20 protein-coding genes are annotated in these 20,013 nt (G+C 55.6%); 5 read left to right on the top strand and 15 right to left on the bottom strand.

Annotated elements, in window-relative coordinates; translation table 11 throughout:
- Positions 1-158 precede the first annotated feature (158 nt).
- Positions 159-1,046 carry an AraC family transcriptional regulator gene (locus FHW74_RS20575; protein ID WP_183172175.1) on the top strand — a complete coding sequence of 296 codons (888 nt, stop codon included), beginning with the start codon at positions 159-161 and terminating at the stop codon, positions 1,044-1,046.
- Positions 1,047-1,062: 16 nt separating this feature from the next.
- Here FHW74_RS20575 and proA read toward each other — a convergent pair whose 3' ends face one another.
- The gene (gene proA, locus FHW74_RS20580) at positions 1,063-2,316 is read right to left on the bottom strand and encodes a glutamate-5-semialdehyde dehydrogenase (protein WP_183172176.1); all 1,254 of its coding nucleotides are present in this window, start codon (positions 2,314-2,316) and stop codon (positions 1,063-1,065) included.
- 10 nt (positions 2,317-2,326) lie between these two features.
- The gene (gene proB / locus FHW74_RS20585) at positions 2,327-3,430 is read right to left on the bottom strand and encodes a glutamate 5-kinase (protein ID WP_125295120.1); all 1,104 of its coding nucleotides are present in this window, start codon (positions 3,428-3,430) and stop codon (positions 2,327-2,329) included.
- Between the two features lie 291 nt (positions 3,431-3,721).
- Here proB and phoE (FHW74_RS20590) point away from each other — a divergent pair, with 291 nt between their 5' ends.
- Together phoE (FHW74_RS20590) and phoE (FHW74_RS20595) are read left to right on the top strand one after the other, a co-directional pair.
- A complete protein-coding gene (phoE, locus tag FHW74_RS20590; protein WP_183172177.1) occupies positions 3,722-4,774 on the top strand; it encodes a phosphoporin PhoE in 1,053 nt (350 codons plus the stop codon).
- Positions 4,775-5,118: 344 nt separating this feature from the next.
- Positions 5,119-6,189 (top strand): phosphoporin PhoE, encoded by a 1,071-nt coding sequence (phoE, locus tag FHW74_RS20595; RefSeq protein WP_183172178.1) that lies wholly within the window; start codon positions 5,119-5,121, stop codon positions 6,187-6,189.
- A gap of 70 nt (positions 6,190-6,259) precedes the next feature.
- Here phoE (FHW74_RS20595) and crl read toward each other — a convergent pair whose 3' ends face one another.
- The 3 genes from crl to gpt form a co-directional block, all read right to left on the bottom strand.
- A complete protein-coding gene (gene crl, locus FHW74_RS20600) occupies positions 6,260-6,661 on the bottom strand; it encodes a sigma factor-binding protein Crl (protein WP_183172179.1) in 402 nt (133 codons plus the stop codon).
- Positions 6,662-6,718: 57 nt separating this feature from the next.
- Complete coding sequence (gene frsA, locus FHW74_RS20605) at positions 6,719-7,960, bottom strand: esterase FrsA (protein ID WP_183172180.1); 1,242 nt, start codon at positions 7,958-7,960, stop codon at positions 6,719-6,721.
- A 113-nt stretch (positions 7,961-8,073) separates the two neighbouring features.
- Complete coding sequence (gene gpt / locus FHW74_RS20610; RefSeq protein WP_183172181.1) at positions 8,074-8,532, bottom strand: xanthine phosphoribosyltransferase; 459 nt, start codon at positions 8,530-8,532, stop codon at positions 8,074-8,076.
- Between the two features lie 257 nt (positions 8,533-8,789).
- Between gpt and pepD the strand changes: the two genes are divergently transcribed.
- Positions 8,790-10,247 (top strand): cytosol nonspecific dipeptidase, encoded by a 1,458-nt coding sequence (pepD, locus tag FHW74_RS20615; protein ID WP_183172182.1) that lies wholly within the window; start codon positions 8,790-8,792, stop codon positions 10,245-10,247.
- Between the two features lie 35 nt (positions 10,248-10,282).
- On the opposite strand, the gene FHW74_RS20620 is transcribed toward pepD, so the two are convergent.
- The 9 genes from FHW74_RS20620 to FHW74_RS20660 form a co-directional block, all read right to left on the bottom strand.
- Entirely contained in the window at positions 10,283-10,795 is a 513-nt protein-coding gene (locus tag FHW74_RS20620; protein WP_183172183.1) for a GNAT family N-acetyltransferase, read from the bottom strand.
- A gap of 24 nt (positions 10,796-10,819) precedes the next feature.
- Positions 10,820-11,875 (bottom strand): DNA polymerase IV, encoded by a 1,056-nt coding sequence (dinB, locus tag FHW74_RS20625; RefSeq protein ID WP_125295127.1) that lies wholly within the window; start codon positions 11,873-11,875, stop codon positions 10,820-10,822.
- A 99-nt stretch (positions 11,876-11,974) separates the two neighbouring features.
- Positions 11,975-12,187, bottom strand: a complete 213-nt coding sequence (nqrM, locus tag FHW74_RS20630; RefSeq protein ID WP_183172204.1) for a (Na+)-NQR maturation NqrM — start codon at positions 12,185-12,187, stop codon at positions 11,975-11,977.
- A gap of 2 nt (positions 12,188-12,189) precedes the next feature.
- Positions 12,190-13,416, bottom strand: a complete 1,227-nt coding sequence (gene nqrF / locus FHW74_RS20635) for an NADH:ubiquinone reductase (Na(+)-transporting) subunit F (RefSeq protein ID WP_183172184.1) — start codon at positions 13,414-13,416, stop codon at positions 12,190-12,192.
- Positions 13,417-13,425: 9 nt separating this feature from the next.
- Complete coding sequence (nqrE, locus tag FHW74_RS20640; RefSeq protein ID WP_125295130.1) at positions 13,426-14,022, bottom strand: NADH:ubiquinone reductase (Na(+)-transporting) subunit E; 597 nt, start codon at positions 14,020-14,022, stop codon at positions 13,426-13,428.
- 4 nt (positions 14,023-14,026) lie between these two features.
- Positions 14,027-14,665, bottom strand: coding sequence for an NADH:ubiquinone reductase (Na(+)-transporting) subunit D (locus tag FHW74_RS20645; RefSeq protein WP_125295131.1), 639 nt, complete (start codon positions 14,663-14,665; stop codon positions 14,027-14,029).
- Positions 14,658-15,452, bottom strand: a complete 795-nt coding sequence (locus tag FHW74_RS20650; RefSeq protein ID WP_183172185.1) for a Na(+)-translocating NADH-quinone reductase subunit C — start codon at positions 15,450-15,452, stop codon at positions 14,658-14,660. Before FHW74_RS20650 ends, FHW74_RS20645 begins: the two co-directional genes overlap by 8 nt.
- Complete coding sequence (locus FHW74_RS20655; RefSeq protein ID WP_183172186.1) at positions 15,445-16,683, bottom strand: NADH:ubiquinone reductase (Na(+)-transporting) subunit B; 1,239 nt, start codon at positions 16,681-16,683, stop codon at positions 15,445-15,447. The genes FHW74_RS20650 and FHW74_RS20655 overlap by 8 nt, the downstream gene beginning before the upstream one ends.
- A 2-nt stretch (positions 16,684-16,685) precedes the next feature.
- Positions 16,686-18,029, bottom strand: coding sequence for a Na(+)-translocating NADH-quinone reductase subunit A (locus tag FHW74_RS20660; RefSeq protein ID WP_183172187.1), 1,344 nt, complete (start codon positions 18,027-18,029; stop codon positions 16,686-16,688).
- Between the two features lie 462 nt (positions 18,030-18,491).
- Between FHW74_RS20660 and dpaA the strand changes: the two genes are divergently transcribed.
- On the top strand, positions 18,492-19,229 hold the full coding sequence (gene dpaA / locus FHW74_RS20665) for a peptidoglycan meso-diaminopimelic acid protein amidase (protein ID WP_183172188.1): 738 nt from the start codon (positions 18,492-18,494) through the stop codon (positions 19,227-19,229).
- Here dpaA and FHW74_RS20670 read toward each other — a convergent pair.
- Entirely contained in the window at positions 19,200-19,967 is a 768-nt protein-coding gene (locus FHW74_RS20670) for a class II glutamine amidotransferase (RefSeq protein ID WP_183172189.1), read from the bottom strand. The genes dpaA and FHW74_RS20670 overlap by 30 nt on opposite strands.
- Positions 19,968-20,013 lie beyond the last annotated feature (46 nt).

The raw sequence follows: 20,013 nt of genomic DNA on the forward strand, positions 1-20,013 counted from the left end.
GATAAGCGTGATAGGCAAAATTCTCTGGAACATGGATGAAATTTCCATGTCAATGGAAATGTGAGTCAGGTCAAAAATTGCGCATAATCAACTGCGTAATGGACGGCTAAAAATGCCACCATCACGGGGGAAAAGGACAGATAACACACCAGGCCGCTATGCAAAAGCAAAAACAACGCACCCGAGTGCTCGCCAACTGGTATCGCGCTTCCGACGAGTTTTCGACACTGATGAACTACCGGATCCTGCGCGCCGGGCATATCGATACCGCCGCAGATTTCCACGTTCACCGTCAGTCGGTGGTGGGCCACGAGCTGCTGTTTTGCCTGCGCGGCGCGGGGTTTATTCGCATTGAAGACCGGCTTTATCCGGTACGTGAAGGGCAACTCGCCTGGCTGCCGGTGCGCTGGCCGCATGAGCATTACCCCGACCCACAGTCGCCGTGGGAAATCCTCTGGCTGCGGATTGAGGGTTCAAAACTCAACAATATCATGCAGATAATGGATGTTCCTCAACGTCCGGTTTTCCAGTTCGGGCAGCCGGAAAAGATCGTTGAAATTTATCACCATATTTTTGACCAGATGAACAGCTATACCCTGGTGACCGATGCCCACTGCGATATGCTGTGCAGCCAGCTGATATTTACCCTGCTGGAAAATCGCAGCCACGATGCCACGCAGTCGCAGGTAATCACCCATCGCGGGCTGGGCAAACTGCTGTACCAGATCCACAGCCATTACAACGATGACTGGGATATCGAGAAATTTATGCACTACTGCCAGGTGAGTAAATCGCAGCTGTTCCGCTTATTCCAGGCCACCTTCAACCAAAGCCCGTTGAAGTGGTTAAAAAATTACCGGCTGTCTCAGGCGCGGCGACTGTTGGTGGAAACCCAGGAAAGCATCAGCCGGATTGCGGTTCAGGTGGGGTATAACGATCCGTTGCATTTCTCGCGGGATTTTCATCGCGCGGTTGGTCTGTCGCCCAGCGCGTTTCGCAAGCAGGAGCAGTTGGAAGGGGGGCAGCCAAAAAAGGGTGATGCCTGAGCATCACCCTTTTTCGTCAGGCGCGAACGGTATCGTCGCCGTAGCCAATCCATTTATAGGTGGTCAGCGCTTCCAGGCCCATCGGCCCGCGCGCGTGCAGTTTCTGGGTGCTGACCGCCACTTCCGCGCCCAGGCCAAACTGCCCGCCGTCGGTAAAGCGCGTCGAGGCGTTAACGTAAACCGCCGATGAATCCACCTCGTTGACGAAACGGTCAGCGTTGCGCAGAGTGCGCGTCAGGATCGCATCGGAATGCTGGGTGCCATGCTCGCGAATATGGGCGATTGCGCCGTCGATGTCCGTGACCAGCTTGACGTTGATATCCAGCGATAAAAACTCATCGTCATACTCTTCAGGCTTTACCGCCACCAGCTGCGCCGGGCCGTTTTTCAGTTGCTCAAACGCGTTGCTGTCCGCATGCAGCGTCACGCCGCTGGCGGCCATTTTCTCGCTCAACGCCGGCAGGAAACGCGCTGCGATCCCCTGATGAACCAGCAGGGTTTCCACCGTGTTGCAGGTACTTGGGCGCTGGGTTTTGGCGTTAACGATGACCTTCAGCGCCGCATCGATTTCCGCGCTCTCATCAACGAATATATGGCAAACGCCAATACCGCCAGTGATCACCGGAATGGTGGACTGCTCGCGGCACAGCTTGTGCAGGCCTGCGCCGCCGCGCGGTATCAGCATGTCGATGTATTTATCCATACGCAGCATTTCCGACACCAGCGCGCGATCCGGGCTTTCAATCGCCTGAACCGCGCCCGCCGGTAAGCCGCACTCTTCCAGCGCTTGCTGGATGACGTTTACCGTGGCGGCATTGGTGCGCCAGGTCTCTTTACCGCCGCGCAAAATCGCCGCGTTGCCGGTTTTCAGGCACAGCGATGCCACATCGACCGTCACGTTGGGGCGCGCTTCGTAAATCACGCCGATCACGCCAAGCGGCACCCGGCGGCGCTCCAGACGCAGGCCGCTGTCGAGCACGCCGCCGTCAATGCTCTGCCCGACCGGATCGGCAAGGTTGCACACCTGACGCACATCGTTAGCAATGGCGTGCAGACGTTGCGGCGACAGGGCCAGGCGGTCCTGCATCGCGTCGCTCAAACCGTTGGCTTTGGCTTCGGCCAGATCCTGCTGGTTAGCGCTGAGGATCGCGTCGGACTGGGCTTCGAGATAATCGGCAATTTTCTCCAGCACGCGGTTTTTTTCGCGGCTCGATAACAGCGCCAGCTGGTAAGAAGCCGCTTTCGCCGCTTTACCCATTTGTTCAAGCATTGCAGGCTCCTTAGATGAGGATTAAGTCGTCGCGATGGACGGCGACCGGGCCATATTCATAACCAAGAATGGCATCGATTTGTTGGGAGTGATGCCCGGCGATGCGGCGCAGCGCGTCGCTGTTATAACGGCTGACGCCGTGAGCGATGTCGCGTCCTTCCTGGTTGCGGATGCGGATCACTTCGCCACGCGAGAAATTACCGGTCACGGTTTTGATGCCTTTCGGCAGCAGAGAACTGCCGCGCGCCAGAATTGCCGTCTGCGCTCCTTCATCAACGCTGATTTCACCTGCTGGCGGCGCGCCGAAAATCCAGCGCTTACGGTTTTCCAGCGGCGACTGTTGCGGATGGAAACGGGTGCCCACCGGCAGCCCTTCGATAACATCGCCAATTACGCCCGGCTTGCTGCCTGCGGCGATCACGGTTTCAATCCCGGCGCGCCCGGCCACATCGGCGGCTTGCAGTTTAGTGCCCATCCCGCCGGTGCCCAGACCGGATACGCTGTCGCCGGCAATGGCGCGCAATGCGTCATCAATACCGTGGACATCGGCGATCAGCTCCGCCTGGGGATTGCTGCGCGGATCGGCAGTAAACAGCCCTTGCTGATCGGTCAGCAACAGCAGTTTATCGGCCCCGGCCAGGATAGCGGCCAGCGCGGAAAGATTGTCGTTGTCGCCAACCTTGATTTCCGCCGTGGCAACGGCGTCGTTTTCGTTGATCACCGGGACAATGTTGTTATCCAACAGCGCGCGAAGGGTGTCGCGCGCGTTGAGAAAGCGCTCGCGATCTTCCATATCGGCGCGGGTCAGCAGCATCTGCCCAACGTGGATCCCATAGATGGAGAATAGTTGCTCCCAGAGCTGGATCAGCCGGCTTTGCCCCACTGCGGCGAGAAGCTGTTTCGAGGCGATGGTCGCGGGAAGCTCCGGGTAACCGAGGTGTTCACGCCCGGCGGCGATGGCCCCGGAAGTGACAATAACAATGCGATGCCCTGCGGCATGCTGCTGGGCGCACTGGCGCACCAGTTCCACAATATGGGCGCGGTTCAGGCGGCGCGATCCGCCTGTTAAGACACTGGTCCCTAGTTTTACGACCAGGGTCTGGCTGTCACTCATGATTCTCTGCCGTTTCAACAAAAATTAGTAAAAGAACAATCAGAAAGACGTTGTAACAGGAGTCAGGCGACTTGCCAACTGCCCCGTTTTAAATCCCCAAACATTGTGCGGCGCAACGTGAGAATTTTAGCCGGAATCAAAGATTGAACATTTTTAGAAACATCGTTTCATTCTTTTTTATAATTTTTCTCACTCTGTCACAGATCTTTCATACAGCGCCGTTATGATTCATCCCGATTTTCAAGGGGCAAATGTCCGAAACTTAGCGCGTATAAAAAATTGGGATTGAAAATGAAAAAAAGCACGTTGGCATTAGTGGTGATGGGCGTTGTAGCAGCATCAGCAGTACAGGCAGCTGAAGTGTATAACAAAAATGGCAACAAACTGGATGTATACGGTCGCGTTAAAGCCATGCATTACCTGAGTGATTACGCTGCGAAAGACGGCGATATGACTTATGTACGTTTAGGTTTCAAAGGTGAAACGCAGATCACCGATGCGATTACCGGTTTCGGCCGCTGGGAAGCGGAATTCGCCGGTAACAAAGATGAAAGCACCAGCGGTCAGAAAACCCGTCTGGCTTTCGCCGGTATTAAATTCCAGGACTTCGGCTCTATCGACTATGGCCGTAACCTGGGCGCGCTGTATGACGTGGAAGCCTGGACCGATATGTTCCCGGAATTCGGCGGCGACTCTTCCGGCCAGACCGATAACTTTATGACCAAGCGTTCCAGCGGCCTGGCGACTTACCGCAACACCGATTTCTTCGGTCTGGTTGACGGTCTGAACACCACTCTGCAATACCAGGGTAAAAATGAAGGCCGTACCGCCAGCAGAGAAAACGGCGACGGTTTCGGTACCGCAGTAACGTATGACTTCGGCGGCAGCGCATTCAGCATCGGCGGCGCGTACACCAATTCCGATCGCACCAATCTGCAAGAGCTGCAACCTCGCGGTAAAGGTGAAAAAGCGGAAGCCTGGGCAACCGGCCTGAAATACGACGCCAACAACATTTATCTGGCGACAATGTATTCCGAAACCCGCAACATGACCCCAATCTCCGGCGGTTTTGCTAACAAAACGCAGAACTTCGAAGCCGTTGCGCAATATCAATTCGACTTCGGCCTGCGCCCGTCTCTGGGCTACGTGCAGTCTGAAGCCAAAAACGTTGAAACCATCGGCGACGTTGATTTAGTAAAATACATCGACGTGGGCGCGGTGTACTACTTCAACAAAAACATGTCCGCATTCGTGGATTACCGTATCAACCAACTGGATAGCGACAATGCGCTCGGCATCAATAACGATGACATCGTTGCCGTTGGTATGACTTACCAGTTCTAAGCAGTACTCACGTCTGGCTACCAAATCCCCCGTGCAAGCGGGGGTTTTGCTTTTCTGAACATCCTGTCGCCCTGGGGGCAAATAGCTTCCTGAATGCAATAAAATTCAACTCATTGAATTTAAATAATTTTTAATGATTACATCACAAATTAAGATTATTAATACACTATTTATTTAAATTTCTGAAAATGACATTTTTAGAAACATTATCTCACTTTTATTCATGACCAGACCGGCCAGGCAGCTTAAAATTCTCTCCGTCTCATTTAGATACCTTCTGTGGCATAGAGGAATGGCGTCTACGATGAGTCGTAATAAAAAGGACTCATAAAAAGGATTACAAAATGAAGAAAAGCACACTGGCATTAGTGATGATGAGCATTGTTACCGCTTCCGCAGCCCAGGCAGCAGAGGTGTACAATAAAGACGGCAATAAAGTGGATGTCTACGGTCGTGTAAAAGCGATGCATTACCTGAGTGACTACTCTCCAAGAGACGGTGATAAAACTTATGTTCGTTTCGGTTTCAAAGGCGAAACGCAGATTAATGACGTACTGACAGGTTATGGTCGTTGGGAGGCGGAATTCGCGGGTAATAAAGAAGAAGGCGCGACTGACACTCAGAAAACCCGTCTGGCATTCGCAGGTCTCAAACTCCAGGACTATGGTTCACTGGATTATGGTCGCAACCTGGGCGCACTGTATGACGTGGAAGCCTGGACCGATATGTTCCCGGAATTCGGCGGCGACTCTTCTGGTCAGGTCGATAACTTTATGACCAAGCGCGCTAATAACCTGGCGACTTACCGTAACACCGATTTCTTTGGCGCGGTTGATGGCCTGAATACTACCCTTCAGTATCAGGGAACGAATAACAATCGCAGCGCCCGCACCGAAAACGGCGATGGTTTCGGTACCGCAGTAACCTATGACTTCGGGGGCAGCCCTTACAGCATCGGTGCCGCCTATACCAATTCCGAGCGTACTGACAGACAAAACATCCAGCGTTACGGCAAGGGTAACAAAGCTGAAGCCTGGGCAACCGCGCTGAAATACGACGCCAACAATATTTACCTGGCGGCGATGTATTCTGAAACCCGCAATATGACGCCGGTTTATTTTAATAACGGTTACGCTGGCGCCGCGAATAAGGCACAGAATTTCGAAGCGGTTGCGCAGTATCAGTTTGACTTCGGCCTGCGTCCTTCTCTGGGCTATGTCCAGTCCAGGGCCCAGGACGTTGAAGGCATCGGCGATGTGAATTTAGTGAAATACATTGATGTGGGTGCGGTGTATTACTTCAACAAAAATATGTCGACGTTTGTGGATTACAAAATCAACCAGTTGGCTAAGCACAATGGCCTCCATCTCAACAATGACGACGTTGTTGCTTTAGGTCTGAATTACCAGTTCTAAGTTGTTAACACAAATAACGACCCAATCCCCCGCGCAAGCGGGGGTTTGCGTTGAAAAGCAGGGGAGTGAATCAGGCGGTGAGTTTGATATTGGCTTCGGCAAAATCATCTGCCGGCTCTAACCTGAGATCCATTGACGCAAGCAGTTCACGCAGGCGTTCGTGAAAATCGCGCAGGGTTTGTTCCAGCTTGTCATTCACTTCGCGATCTTTAATCGGCGTTGCCTGCCAGTTACCGTCTTCGTCATAAAGACCAAAATGCCAGGTATAGGTAAAGCGTTTCTCTTGCGCTTCCAGCTCCATCCACCATCCCCAGAACTCACGCTTTTCCGGCGCGGGTTTGACATTGACGCAAACTGCCAGGCAATCGAAAAAGAAACGGTTGTCTTCACATTGCCCTTCCCGGATATACGGGCCAAGGGCGGTGAACTTTTTAATCATCTTGCTCTTCGGATGTCCACTCGGTAACGTCATTGCGATCTCCTTTGGTGAAGCAACTGTTTTACCAAATCACTAGAATTTAGCAATCTATTAACTAAATCGCTTGTTAATCCAGTCGGCAATTTCTTTTAACGCTTTATCAAAATTCCGATACACCGGATTAAAGGGTATCTCCAGCAGTTTGCTATCCGAGGATGACGAGGTGATGAAGCGCGACTCTTGAGGCGGGCTAAAAGGATCGTTTTTCCAGTAGCCTGACAGCATCGGCGTCGGGCAACGGCGTCCCAACAGCCCCTGGGTTTTCAGGGAATAGCGGTTAAGCTCGGTGCGCAGCGCGCTATCCGCCGCATCGTACATGCCAAGCCGGCTGGCCAGCACGTCCATATACATTTCCGGCACTTTATTTTGCAGCGCCGCGTCGGTCAGCAACTGATGTACCACCGGCCCCAGGCAGGCCACCGCCCTCAGGCGCGGCGATTCGAGATAAGCCAGACGCACCGCCACGTTGGCACCGAAGCGGAAGCCAAACAACGCCACGCGGGTGTGGTCAATCCAGGGGAGATCGGGCAGGGATTTCAACACATGCTGGTGCAGCAGGCTGGAATCCTGGGTGAGTTTCCATTTGGTGGAGAAGCCGACCGACGGCATATCAAGGGTCAACATGGCGATGCCCAGCGGGGCAAAATATTGCTCGAACAGGTTGAAGTAATCGCTTTGCAGGGCGTCAAGACCGCCGCACATCAATACGGTAGGGAACGGTCCGTCGCCCTTCGGCTGGTGTAAAAAGCCGCTGACAGGGCTACCGCCCGGCACGTTGAATTCCAGTTCGCGAATATTGCACGGCAGGCGTTGCGCCGCCTCTTCATAGGCGCGGTTCGCCAGCGCCTGGGCCTGTTCCGCCAGCTCGTCGCCTTTTAAATGCGGATACGCCGCAATGCTGTACAAGTTAGAGGCTTTTAGCCAGTGGCGGCCGGCGGTCGCTTCATCATCCGTCTGCCCTGCCCGCTGCTGCCAGAGCATGGCCTGCTTTGACCATTCGTAAATCCAGTTGCCGCCGCGATAGCCGATCACCGTGTCATACAGCGCCGGATCGGTGCGCTCGGCGTCGCTCATCACGATACGCGCCTGCACGTCGAGGATTTCACGCGGGTCGATGCCGCGCCATACCCACATCAGCCGGTTAATCATCCGGTACCAGTGGGGAATATTTTTACCATCAAGGGCGGATTGAATGGCGGGATGGCCGGTGTGATGCACGCGCCGGACGAGGGTTGACGTCTCCGGGTGTTTAAAGCGGGGTTTAAACAGGGTTTCGCTCAGATTTTTTGCCATGTCGTTCAGCCTCCATAACGCTCAATGGCCCTATTGTAGCCTGTCAGGGGCTAAAAAAAACAAACGCCCGGCAAGCGGGCGTTGATATCAATCAGGCAAAACGGGGTTTGGCATTAACGGCCAGACAATGGCGGTACAAACACCACGCCCATGTCCCATGGCTGCTCAATCCAGGTATCCTGCGGGATGTCCACCACATAGTCATCCACCAGCGGTTTACCGGCAGGCTTGGCGAAGATGGTCACGAAATGCGCTTTCGGGTACATATCACGAATAGCGACCGCCGTGCCGCCGGTGTCTACCAGGTCATCAATCACGATAAAGCCTTCACCGTCGCCTTCAGCGCGTTTGAGTACTTTCAGCTCACGCTGATTGTCGTGATCGTAGCTGGAAATACAGACGGTATCGACATGGCGAATACCCAGTTCACGAGCCAGCAGCGCGCCCGGCACCAAACCACCACGGCTCACGGCGATAATGCCTTTCCATTGATCGGCTGGCAGCAAGCGGCTTGCCAGTTTGCGGGCGTGAATCTGCAACATGTCCCAGGTGACGATGTATTTTTCGCTCATGTGAAGTGTCCCGGCCTGTTTTTAACGGCTTAAAAGTATTCAGGGGAAAATAGGTTGCGCGAGATTATAGAGATCTGACGCACTAAAAACCAGTGCTGTGCGGCATCCGCTGCGGTTTTTACGTGAGGCGGTCTACATGTCGTAACAGAAAGTGGTATGCTCACGGCATCACGCAAGCCTGGCTTGTGGTACATCGTCATCAGGTAAACCTGTGACCGGCAGCACCTTTTGCCGGGCCAACGTCAAGGAGACTTAACGTGTCTGAACTGTCTCAACTCTCCCCGCAACCGCTGTGGGATATTTTTGCCAAAATCTGCTCCATCCCTCACCCGTCTTATCATGAAGAACAACTCGCCGAACACATTTTAAGCTGGGCCAGTGAGAAAGGACTGGAAGCTGAGCGCGACAGCGTCGGCAATATCCTGATCCGCAAACCGGCGACCGCCGGTATGGAAAACCGTAAAACAGTCGTGTTGCAGGCGCACCTCGATATGGTGCCGCAGAAAAATAACGATACCGAACATGACTTCACCAAAGACCCGATCCAACCGTGGATCGATGGCGAATGGGTGAAAGCGCGCGGCACGACGCTGGGCGCGGATAACGGTATTGGCATGGCGTCCGCGCTGGCGGTGCTGGCGGATGATTCCGTCGCCCACGGCCCGCTGGAAGTGCTGCTGACCATGACCGAAGAAGCGGGTATGGACGGCGCGTTTGGTTTGCAGCCGGGCTGGTTAAAAGCCGATATTCTGATTAACACCGATTCTGAAGAAGAAGGTGAAATCTACATGGGCTGCGCCGGCGGCATCGATTTCATCACTACCCTGAAACTGGAGCGCGAAGCGATTCTGGCCGGTTTTGAAACCTTCAAGCTGACCCTGAAGGGCCTGAAGGGCGGCCACTCCGGCGGCGATATTCATTTGGGCCTGGGTAACGCCAACAAACTGCTGGCGCGTTTCCTGGCCGGTCACGCTAAAGAACTGGACCTGCGTCTGGTAGACTTTAACGGCGGCACCCTACGTAACGCCATTCCGCGTGAAGCTTTCGCGACCATTGCCGTTCCGGCAGACAAAGCCGCTGAGCTGAAAAACCTCGCCAGCCACTATCAGGAGATCCTGAAAAACGAACTCTCCATGGTAGAGAAAAATCTGGTGGTGCTGCTGGACAGCGCAACCACCGATAAATCCGCCCTGACTGCGAAAAGCCGCGATGCGTTTATCAGCCTGCTGAACGCGACGCCGAATGGCGTAATCCGTAATTCCGACGTGGCGAAAGGCGTGGTGGAAACGTCCCTGAACGTTGGCGTGGTGACCATGGAGCAGGACAGCGCGCAGATTATTTGCCTGATCCGTTCGCTCATCGACAGCGGTAAAGATTACGTGGTCGGCATGCTGGAATCACTGGGCAGCCTGGTGGGCGCGCAAACCGAAGCCAAAGGCAGCTATCCCGGCTGGCAGCCGGACGCCAGCTCGCCGGTAATGGCGCTGGTGCGTGAAACCTATCAGAAGCTGTTCAACAAGACGCCGAACATCCAGGTGATCCACGCGGGTCTGGAATGCGGTCTGTTTAAGAAACCGTATCCGGAGATGGATATGGTGTCGATTGGGCCAACCATCACCGGGCCGCACTCCCCGGATGAGCAGGTTCATATTGAAAGCGTCGGCCAGTACTGGACGCTTCTCACAGAACTGCTGAAAGCCATTCCGGCGAAATAAGTTTCAGGTTAAGGGCAACGCGACGTTGCCCTTTTTTATTCGCTCAGCTCACGATATTCCAGCAGCGTAAGCGCCTCGCCCAGCCATTTTTGCATCCGGTAATTAACCAGCTCTTCGCCGCGCAGCGCCACGGTCTGTTTTGTGATGACTTTAAATCCATGCAGTTCAAAGAAAGGTCGCGCCGTGATGCTGGCCTCGGTAAACAGCGTGGCGATGTTTTGGGCGCGGGCCTGGCTTTCCAGGCGATTCAACAGCGCGGTGGCGGTTTTTTGCCGTTGGTAATCAGGATGTACAAACAGCAAATCGAGGTGGCCGTCGCGCTCGAGGGTAATAAACCCGGCGAGCTCATCCTGATAACAGGCGACAAATGTCCAGGCGTGGGACAGGCGAACCATCCAGCGCTGTTCATCAATTTGCGCCCAGGCGCGGGTTTGCGCCTCGCTGTAATCTTTGGCCGCCACTTCGCCGACCGAACGGAGAAACACTTCCACCACATCTGGGAAATCCCGGGGATGATAGCGGCGAATAACAGGCGCGTCATTGACCATCACAGCCTCCTGTTTAAGTAAGATTCAAAGCCCCAGAACCAGCTGTCGCTCCAGCTGCGGGTCGAGTAAGGTGACATGCAGGCCCACCAGCCGAACGCCGCGCCCGGCGCGCCGCTCGTCCCAGGTTTTACGCGCCGTGGCGAGCAAGTCTTCCTTATTCAGCCGCGGCCAGACGTGCTCCTGGGTGGTGAGCTGGAAATCATTAAACTTAAGCTTAACGCCCTGGCGGGCAATTAACAGGTCGGGTTTAACATTGGCAAGCCGCCGTTCAAGTTCCGGGTACAGGCGTTCGATAATTTCTTCACAATCAGACCAGGCGTGAATGTCCTCGGCCAGGGTGCGCTCCACGCCGATGGATTTACGCTGCCGGTCGTTGCTGACCTCTCGCTCATCAATACCCTGGCTGCGCTCCCACAGCACCCGCCCGAATTTACCAAACCGTTTTAACAGTGACGCCAGATCGCATTTCTGCACGTCTTCACAGGTCACCAGCCCCAGCTGTTCCAGCTTACCGGCGGTGACTTTCCCAACGCCTGGGATTTTCGACAGCGGCAGGGTTTTCAAAAACGCGGGCATCTCTTCCGGCGTGATCACGCACTGCCCGTTGGGCTTATTTAAGTCCGAGGCGATTTTCGCCACGAACTTGATCGGCGCGATGCCCGCAGAAGCAGTGAGTTGCAGTTCATCAAAAATAGTCTGGCGGATTTCCCGCGCCATCAACGTGGCGGAGCCGTGGCAGTGTGGGCTATCGGTGACGTCGAGATAGGCTTCGTCCAGCGACAGCGGTTCAATCAGCGGTGTGTAGCGCAGAAAGATTTCCCGGATATGGTTGGAGGCTTCTTTGTAGGCGTCGAAGCGGCCAGGCAGCAGCGTGAGATGGGGGCAGAGTTTCAGGGCCATTCCCGTCGGCATAGCGCTGCGCACGCCGAATTTGCGCGCCGGATAGTTCGCCGTGCTGATGACCCCGCGCCGCTCCCGGCTGCCGCCGATGGCGATGGGGATATCGCGTAGCGCCGGGTTGTCGCGCATCTCCACGGCTGCAAAAAAGCAGTCCATATCGACGTGAATAATTTTGCGCATAGCCCACCTCAGGAATAACACTGGATAAGTATACAGCCTGATTTGGCAAGTTGAGAAGGGCCGGATAAGACATCGCCTCCAGAAAGGAGGCGATTCAGATTAGAGAATGCGGTTCTGGCGCCGGGCCTCCCGGGCGATACGTTTTTTACGCGCATCGCAGGGTTCGGGGCAATCACACACCTTCTCCATCCCCAGCGCGGAGATGCCCCCGCAGCTGCCCTGGAGGGTTTTGCGTTTGATTAGCACGCCGAGCGACATGCCGAAAATCACCAGCAGGAAGATAGCAAAGGTGGCGATAAAAATGGTCAGCATCATTAACCTCCGAAATCATCCAGCAGGATGTTTTCATCCTCAACGCCGAGATCCTTCAGCATGGCGATCACCGCAGCGTTCATCATCGGCGGACCGCACATATAGAACTCGCAATCTTCCGGGGCCGGGTGGTCGCGCAGGTAGTTTTCATACAGGACATTATGGATAAAGCCGGTATAGCCGGTCCAGTTGTCCTCCGGCAGCGGGTCGGACAGCGCAATATGGAAGCTAAAGTTCGGGTTATCCCGCGCCAGTTGCTCAAACTCCTCCTGGTAGAACATCTCGCGCAGCGAGCGCGCGCCGTACCAGAAGCTGATTTTACGTTTGGTTTTCAGGCGTACCAGCTGGTCGAAAATATGCGAGCGCATCGGCGCCATCCCTGCCCCGCCGCCGATAAATACCATTTCAGCGTCGGTCTCTTTGGCAAAGAACTCACCGAAAGGCCCGGAGATGGTCACACTGTCCCCGGCCTTCAGCGACCAGATATAAGAAGACATAATCCCCGGCGGCGCATCCGGTACGCCCGGCGGCGGCGTGGCGATACGCACGTTCAGCATGATGATACCCTTCTCATCCGGGTAGTTCGCCATGGAGTAAGCGCGCACACAGGGTTCGGTCACGTTTGACTGGAAGCGGAACAGGTTGAATTTTTCCCAGTCGCTGCGATATTCCTGCGGCACATCGAAATCGGCGTAATTCACCGCGTGCGGCGGGCATTCGATTTGAATATAGCCGCCCGCGCGGAACGGTACGTCTTCACCTTCAGGAATGCGCAGTTTCAGCTCTTTGATAAACGTGGCTTTGTTATCGTTAGAGATCACTTCGCACTGCCATTTTTTAATCCCGAAAATCTCTTCCGGCAGTTCGATTTTCATATCCTGGCGCACCGCCACCTGGCAGGCCAAACGGCAGCCCTCTTTGGCTTCGCGTTTCGAGATATGCGCCCGCTCGGTGGGCAGAATGTCCCCGCCGCCGGATTTCACCGTCACACGGCACTGGCCGCAGGAGCCGCCGCCGCCGCAGGCGGATGAAACGAAGATCCCCTGGTTCGATAGGGTGTTGAGCAGCTTATCCCCCGCTGGCGCGCGGAACTGTTTATCGGCGTCGTCGTTGATTTCAATCACCACATCGCTGGCGTTAACCAGCAGAGATTTAGCGAACAAAATCAGCACCGAAAGCACCAGAACAATCAGCGTGAACATCCCCACGCCAAGTAATATTTCTGTCATAGCAATCCCTTAAAGCTGCACACCGGAGAAGGACATAAAGCCCAGCGCCATCAGGCCGGTGGTGATAAAGGTAATCCCCAGGCCGCGCAGACCCGCTGGCACATTGGCGTACTTCAGCTTTTCCCGTATCCCCGCCATGGCGACAATCGCCAGCATCCAGCCGATACCGGAACCGAAGCCGTAAACGATGGATTCGCTGAAGTTATAATCGCGCTGCACCATAAACGAGACGCCGCCGAAGATTGCGCAGTTCACTGCGATCAGCGGCAGGAAGATACCCAGCGCGTTGTACAGCGACGGGAAGTACTTATCGAGGATCATCTCAAGTATTTGCACCAGCGCGGCAATCACGCCGATAAAGGTGATGAAGTTGAGGAAGCTCAGGTCAACGCCGTCCACCAGTGCGCCATCGCGCAGTACCAGGTTGAACACCAGGTTATTCACCGGGACGGAGATCCCCAGCACCACGGTGACCGCCACGCCGAGGCCAAACGCCGTCGACACCTTTTTCGACACCGCCAGGAAGGTACACATCCCCAGAAAAAAGGCCAGCGCCATGTTTTCGACAAACACCGCGCGTACAAACAGGCTTATGTAATGCGCCATGGAATTACTCCTTTTCCTGCTGTTCGGGCTTCAGGGTACGCAGCGCCCAAATCAGCAGCCCGATAATAAAGAACGCGCTCGGGGCCAGCAGGAATAAGCCGTTCGGTAAGTACCAGCCACCGTTTTGTACGGTATCCAGCACGGTTACGCCAAACAGTTTGCCGCTACCGAAAAGCTCGCGCAGGAAGCCGACCACAATCAAAATCACGCCGTAGCCCAGGCCATTGCCGATGCCGTCCATAAAGCTCGCCAGCGGCGGCGATTTCATGGCGTAGGCTTCAGCGCGGCCCATTACGATGCAGTTAGTAATGATCAGGCCAACAAACACCGACAGCTGTTTGGAGATCTCGTAGGCGAAGGCGCGCAGGATCTGATCCACTACGATCACCAGCGAGGCGATGATCGCCATTTGTACGATGATGCGCACGCTGTTGGGAATGTAGTGGCGGATCATCGAGATAAACATGCTGGAGAACGCGGTGACCAACGTCACCGCCAGGGTCATTACAAAGGCGGTTTCCAGCTTGGTGGTGACCGCCAGCGCCGAACAGACGCCGAGTACCTGTAAGGAGATCGGGTTGTTATCCACCAGCGGGCTGACCAGCACCCGCTTGATCTCTTTCATGTTGCTGATTTCAGCCATTGTTGAGCGCTCCTTCACGAAGGCGTTTTAAGAACGGGCCGAAACCGAGTTCACCCATCCAGAAATCGAAACTATGCTGCACGCCGTTGGAGGTCAGCGTCGCGCCGGAAAGCCCGTCCACGCCGAATTCATCGCCTGAACGCGCGCTGCCTTTAACAATCTTCAGCGCTGGCTTGCCACTCTCATCAAGCAGCTTTTTCCCTATCCAGCGCTGTTGCCAGTTCGGGTTTTCGATTTCGCCGCCCAGACCTGGCGTTTCACCGTGGTCATAGTAGGTGATGCCCTTAACCGTGCGGCCATCGGTATCCAGCGCCACAAAGGCGTACATCACCGACCACAGTCCGTTGCCGTAGACCGGCAGAACGATCTCCTGAACCTGCTGCTGCTCATCGCGCACCAGATAGATTTCCGCAATATTGCTGCGGCGCTTTATGCCTGCCGGATCCTGCTCCGCTGGCAGCGCGATGCTGAGCTCCGGATCTTTCAGTGCCAGGCTTTGATCGAACTGCGCCGGATCTTTATTAACAAATTCGCCGGTTTTTAAATCAACCAGACGCGCGCTGATACGCGTGTCGTAAATGGATTTCACCTCTTCGCTGGTCATTTCAGGGGCCATCAACCCGGCGACCTGCAAAATATTGCGCTGCTTATCGAGCAGTTTTTGCTCCTGCTGGCGCGACTTCAGCCCCACCGCCGAGCCCGCCACAATCACCGAGCACACCAGGCACAGCACCAGCACCGCCAGCAGCGTTCTGCCTGGGGTATCGAAACTTTTCACCTCAGCCACGGGACGCCCTCCGCTTGATATTGGCCTGCACCACCAGGTAGTCGAACAGCGGCGCGAACAGGTTGGCGAACAGGATCGCCAGCATCATCCCTTCCGGATACGCCGGGTTGACCACGCGGATCAGCACGCACATCACGCCAATCAACGCGCCGTAACACCATTTGCCCTTCTCGGTAAAGGAGGCGGACACCGGGTCGGTGGCCATAAACATCATCCCGAAGGCGAACCCGCCGAGCACCAGATGCCAGTACCAGGGCATGGAGAATAATGGGTTGGTGTCGGAGCCAATAACGTTAAACAACGTGGCGGTGGCGATCATGCCAACCATCACGCCCGCCACGATGCGCCATGACGCGACGCGGCCAAACAGGATAATCGCGCCGCCGATCAGGATCATCAGGGTGGAGACTTCGCCAATCGAGCCGGGGATAAAGCCGAGGAAGGCGTCCATCCAGCTCACCGGCAGGCCGGTGGTGACATCCACCAGCGATTCGCCGCCGCCCGTCGCCCACTGAGAGAGCGGCGTCGCGCCGGAAAAACCGTCCGCTGCGGTCCACACCAGATCGCCGGAGATCTGCGCCGGATAGGCGAAGAACAGGAACGCGCGCCCCGCCAGCGCCGGGTTGAGGAAGTTACGCCCGGTACCGCCAAACAGCTCTTTGGCGATCACCACGCCGAAGCTGATGCCCAGCGCCGCCTGCCACAGCGGCAGCGTCGGTGGAACAATCAGGGCAAACAGAATCGAGGTAACGAAAAAGCCCTCGTTGATCTCATGTTTGCGCACGATAGCGAACAGCACTTCCCAGAACCCGCCTACCAGAAACACTGTCAGGTAGAGCGGCAGAAAGTAAACGGCGCCCAGCGTCATCATGCTGATCCAGCCCGCGTCCGGCGCAAAACTCACGCCCAGCCATTGTGCCGTCTGGTAATGCCAGTTATTGGCAATCACCTGCGCCAACTGGGCGGGTTCGTAGAGCTTGTGAAGGGCAGGAATCGTTTGCAGCCCGACGTTGTACATCCCCCAGAACATGGCCGGGAATACCGCGAACCACACCAGGATCATCATGCGCTTTAAGTCGATGGCGTCGCGCACGTGGGACGCGCCCTTCGTGACCATGCCCGGCGTGTAAAAGATGGTGACCGTCGCTTCATACAGCGGGTAATACTTCGCCAGCTTGCCGCCTTCGATAAAATGCGGCTCCAGCTTTTCAAAAAAGTGCTTCAAACCCATGCTTATCCTTCCTGCTCAATACGGGTTAACACGTCGCGCAGCACCGGGCCGTACTCATATTTTCCGGGGCATACATAGGTGCAGAGCGCTAAATCCTCTTCATCCAGCTCCAGGCAACCCAGCGCCTGGGCAGAGTCGGTATCGCCCGCCAGCAAATCGCGCAGCAGCAGAGTGGGTAAGATATCTAACGGCATCACGCGCTCGTAGTTGCCGATCGGCACCATGGCGCGTTCCCCGCCGTTAGTATCGGTGGAGAAGTTGAACAGTTTGTTTTTCAGGAAATGGCCCAGCGTGGTGCGGGTAATGGAGAACTTCTCTTTGCCGGGCATCACCCAGCCGAACAGCTCTTTATCGCCGCCTTCAGGCAGGACGCTCACCTGTAAATGAAAGCGCCCGAGATACGCATGCGGCCCGTTGGCGCGCACGCCGTTGAGCACCGAACCCGAAATAATGCGGTTATCGCCATCCCGCAGCTCTCCTGCGGTGAGCTCATCCAGCGATGCGCCAAGGCGGGTGCGAATCAAACGCGGGTTTTTCACCTGCGGGCCGCCGAGAGCGATGACGCGCTCGGTCCACAGCTCGCCGTCGATGAACAGCTTGCCGATGGCAATCACATCCTGGTAGTTCAGGTGCCATACCTGCTTATGCAGGCTGACCGGCTCCAGGAAGTGAATATGGGTACCCGGCAGGCCCGCCGGATGCGGCCCGGCAAATTCGTTAAAGGTGACCTGGCCGCTGGTGTGGCCGCCCAGTTTGCCGCCGCTGGCCTGGCAAACGTGCACTTTGCCCGGCGTCAGGCGCGTGAGCACGCTCAATCCCGCATCAAACATGGCGCGGTGGCTGAGAATAATCGGCTCCGGGTTGGCGCTCAGGGGATTGGTGTCCATGGCGGTGACGAAAATCGCCGCAGGTACGCTGCCCGGCACCGGCGCTTTACTGAATGGACGGGTCCGGAACGCCGTCCATAACCCGGAATCCAGCAACTGGCTTTGCACTGTTTCACGGGGCAGCGAGGCCAGCGCGGCGCGCTCATGGCGGGCAAAGGTTCGCTGCTCGTCGCCTTCAACGCGGATCACCACCGATTGGAGAATGCGTCTTTCACCACGGTGAATGGCCACCACCTCGCCGCTGGCGGGCGCGGTGAACAACACGCCAGGGATTTTTTTATCTTCGAACAGCGCCTGCCCTTTTATAACCCGGTCGCCTTCTTTGACCAGCATAGAGGGGCGCATGCCAACGTACTCCTCGCCGCGCAAGGCTACGTGCTGAATAACGGGGCCATCCGTCACCTGCTGTTCCGGCAGGCCCGCGATGGGAAGATTTAGCCCTTTTTTAATTTTAATCATAAGGTTAGCACGGAATAGTTAACGTAATTCCCGGCATGGAATGCCGAAACCAGAGTTGAACGTCGCTGCAATGTGGAAGAAAAGAAGGATGGGACATTACGAATGCGCTACAGCCGATAACGCCAGACAAGGCAGAATTCGGGTAATGATCGTCAGGAGAATTTCCTTTCTTCTGTGCAGGTCATCATACGGCGTGAATGGTATCATCAATCGTTTGATTAGCGTCAGAAATAGATGAAAAGGAATCATAACTGCGAGGAAGCGCGCAAAGTTTTTGCCGCGCGCAGGCGGGTTGGGCAATACTGTGTAGCAAAACTGAATTGTAAACTCACCTCGGCGCGCTTGCGAAAAATAACAGCGGTGCTAATGTGAGCGCACTCAATCCAGAATCATCCGATTTAGGGTTTCTTTTTGTTGTGCCGTTCCGGCATGTGTTATCGATTTATCAAGGAAACAAGCAGTATGCGTAAAATCGCAGTGTTACTTGCGATGCTTCTGATGCCGTGCCTGGCGTTCGCCAGTCTACTCAGCAGTGACAGCGCCACACCGATCAAAAAAGAATTGAAGCAGCAGCTGATGGGCTCGCCGGTTTATATTCAGATCTTTAAGGAAGAACGCACCCTCGATCTGTATGTGAAAATGGGCGAACAGTATCAGCTACTGGATACTTACCGCATCTGCAGCTATTCCGGTGGCCTCGGCCCGAAACAGCGCCAGGGCGATTTCAAAAGCCCGGAAGGGTTTTACTCGGTGCAGCGCAGCCAGTTGAAGCCGGATAGCCGCTTCTATAAAGCGATTAATATCGGTTTCCCGAACGCGTATGACCGCGCCCATGGCTATGAAGGCAAATACCTGATGATCCACGGTGCCTGCGTGTCGGTTGGCTGCTACGCCATGACCGACCAGGGCATTGACGAAATCTTCCAGTTCGTGACCGGCGCGCTGGTGTTTGGTCAGCCTAACGTTCAGGTCAGCATTTATCCGTTCCGCATGACTGACGCCAATATGCAGCGCCATAAATACTCGTATCACATCGATTTCTGGAAGCAGTTGAAGCCGGGATACGATTATTTCGCTGCCACCCACCAGCCGCCTGTGGTCTCGGTGGTGGATGGCCGCTATGTGGTTAGCAAGCCGATCGGCAGCAAGGCCGTTCAGCCGCAGTTGGCCTCAAACTATACGCTCCCCGAGGCAAAATAACGCCCACTCACCTGGCATGATTTTCTGCCAGGTTTCATTGCCGGTCAGCGGCTGAGTGGCAATCACAGTGACCACATCGTTGGGTGTGGTCTCCTGCTGAAAGTCAATTTCCACATCCTGATCCAACAGCTTCGCCACGCCAAACGGCGCACGGCGGGTGATCCAGAATAAATTGGTCGAGCAAAACGCCATGACGTAGCGCCCGTCCGACAGCAGCATATTGAATACGCCCTTCTCGCGCAGCTCCCCCGCCAGCGACGCCACATAGCGGAATACCGCTTCCATATTGCCAGGGGTGCGCGGGTAGCGCGTGGTCAGTTTGTGCAGCAGCCAGCAAAACGCTTTTTCGCTGTCGGTTTCCCCTACCGGGCGGAAATTCCCGGTCTCCAGGCCGTGATAGCCTTTAAGTTGCCCGTTGTGCGCGTAGGTCCAGTTGCGGCCCCACAGTTCACGGGTAAACGGATGGGTGTTTTCCAGCGCCACTTTTCCCCGGTTCGCCTGGCGAATATGCGCCACCACCGAACAGGACTTTATCGGATACTCCTGGACCAGCCGGGCAATCGGCGAATTAAAGCTGGGTTGCGGGTCTTTAAAGGTGCGACAGCCTTTACCTTCATAAAAGGTAATACCCCAGCCATCTTTATGCGGACCGGTGCCGCCGCCGCGCTGAACCAGTCCGCTAAAGCTAAAGCAGATATCGGTTGGCACATTGGCGCTCATCCCGAGCAGTTCACACATCACCCACCTCCCGTTTCAAAAAAGGGGCTTGCGCCCCTGTCGTGCA

The organism is Atlantibacter sp. RC6 (assembly GCF_014193285.1).
Classification (GTDB): Bacteria; Pseudomonadota; Gammaproteobacteria; order Enterobacterales; family Enterobacteriaceae; genus Atlantibacter.

Excerpts from the sequence above, each read along its gene's own strand:
- nqrF (WP_183172184.1), bottom strand. The coding sequence starts at position 13,416 with ATGACAGAAATATTACTTGGCGTGGGGATGTTCACGCTGATTGTTCTG.
- phoE (WP_183172178.1), top strand. The coding sequence starts at position 5,119 with ATGAAGAAAAGCACACTGGCATTAGTGATGATGAGCATTGTTACCGCT.
- FHW74_RS20575 (WP_183172175.1), top strand. The coding sequence starts at position 159 with ATGCAAAAGCAAAAACAACGCACCCGAGTGCTCGCCAACTGGTATCGC.
- frsA (WP_183172180.1), bottom strand. The coding sequence starts at position 7,960 with ATGGCAAAAAATCTGAGCGAAACCCTGTTTAAACCCCGCTTTAAACAC.
- FHW74_RS20645 (WP_125295131.1), bottom strand. The coding sequence starts at position 14,665 with ATGGCTGAAATCAGCAACATGAAAGAGATCAAGCGGGTGCTGGTCAGC.
- crl (WP_183172179.1), bottom strand. The coding sequence starts at position 6,661 with ATGACGTTACCGAGTGGACATCCGAAGAGCAAGATGATTAAAAAGTTC.
- proB (WP_125295120.1), bottom strand. The coding sequence starts at position 3,430 with ATGAGTGACAGCCAGACCCTGGTCGTAAAACTAGGGACCAGTGTCTTA.
- nqrE (WP_125295130.1), bottom strand. The coding sequence starts at position 14,022 with ATGGCGCATTACATAAGCCTGTTTGTACGCGCGGTGTTTGTCGAAAAC.
- FHW74_RS20655 (WP_183172186.1), bottom strand. The coding sequence starts at position 16,683 with ATGGGTTTGAAGCACTTTTTTGAAAAGCTGGAGCCGCATTTTATCGAA.
- FHW74_RS20670 (WP_183172189.1), bottom strand. The coding sequence starts at position 19,967 with ATGTGTGAACTGCTCGGGATGAGCGCCAATGTGCCAACCGATATCTGC.
- FHW74_RS20620 (WP_183172183.1), bottom strand. The coding sequence starts at position 10,795 with ATGGTCAATGACGCGCCTGTTATTCGCCGCTATCATCCCCGGGATTTC.
- FHW74_RS20660 (WP_183172187.1), bottom strand. The coding sequence starts at position 18,029 with ATGATTAAAATTAAAAAAGGGCTAAATCTTCCCATCGCGGGCCTGCCG.
- phoE (WP_183172177.1), top strand. The coding sequence starts at position 3,722 with ATGAAAAAAAGCACGTTGGCATTAGTGGTGATGGGCGTTGTAGCAGCA.
- dpaA (WP_183172188.1), top strand. The coding sequence starts at position 18,492 with ATGCGTAAAATCGCAGTGTTACTTGCGATGCTTCTGATGCCGTGCCTG.
- gpt (WP_183172181.1), bottom strand. The coding sequence starts at position 8,532 with ATGAGCGAAAAATACATCGTCACCTGGGACATGTTGCAGATTCACGCC.
- nqrM (WP_183172204.1), bottom strand. The coding sequence starts at position 12,187 with ATGCTGACCATTTTTATCGCCACCTTTGCTATCTTCCTGCTGGTGATT.
- proA (WP_183172176.1), bottom strand. The coding sequence starts at position 2,316 with ATGCTTGAACAAATGGGTAAAGCGGCGAAAGCGGCTTCTTACCAGCTG.
- dinB (WP_125295127.1), bottom strand. The coding sequence starts at position 11,875 with ATGCGCAAAATTATTCACGTCGATATGGACTGCTTTTTTGCAGCCGTG.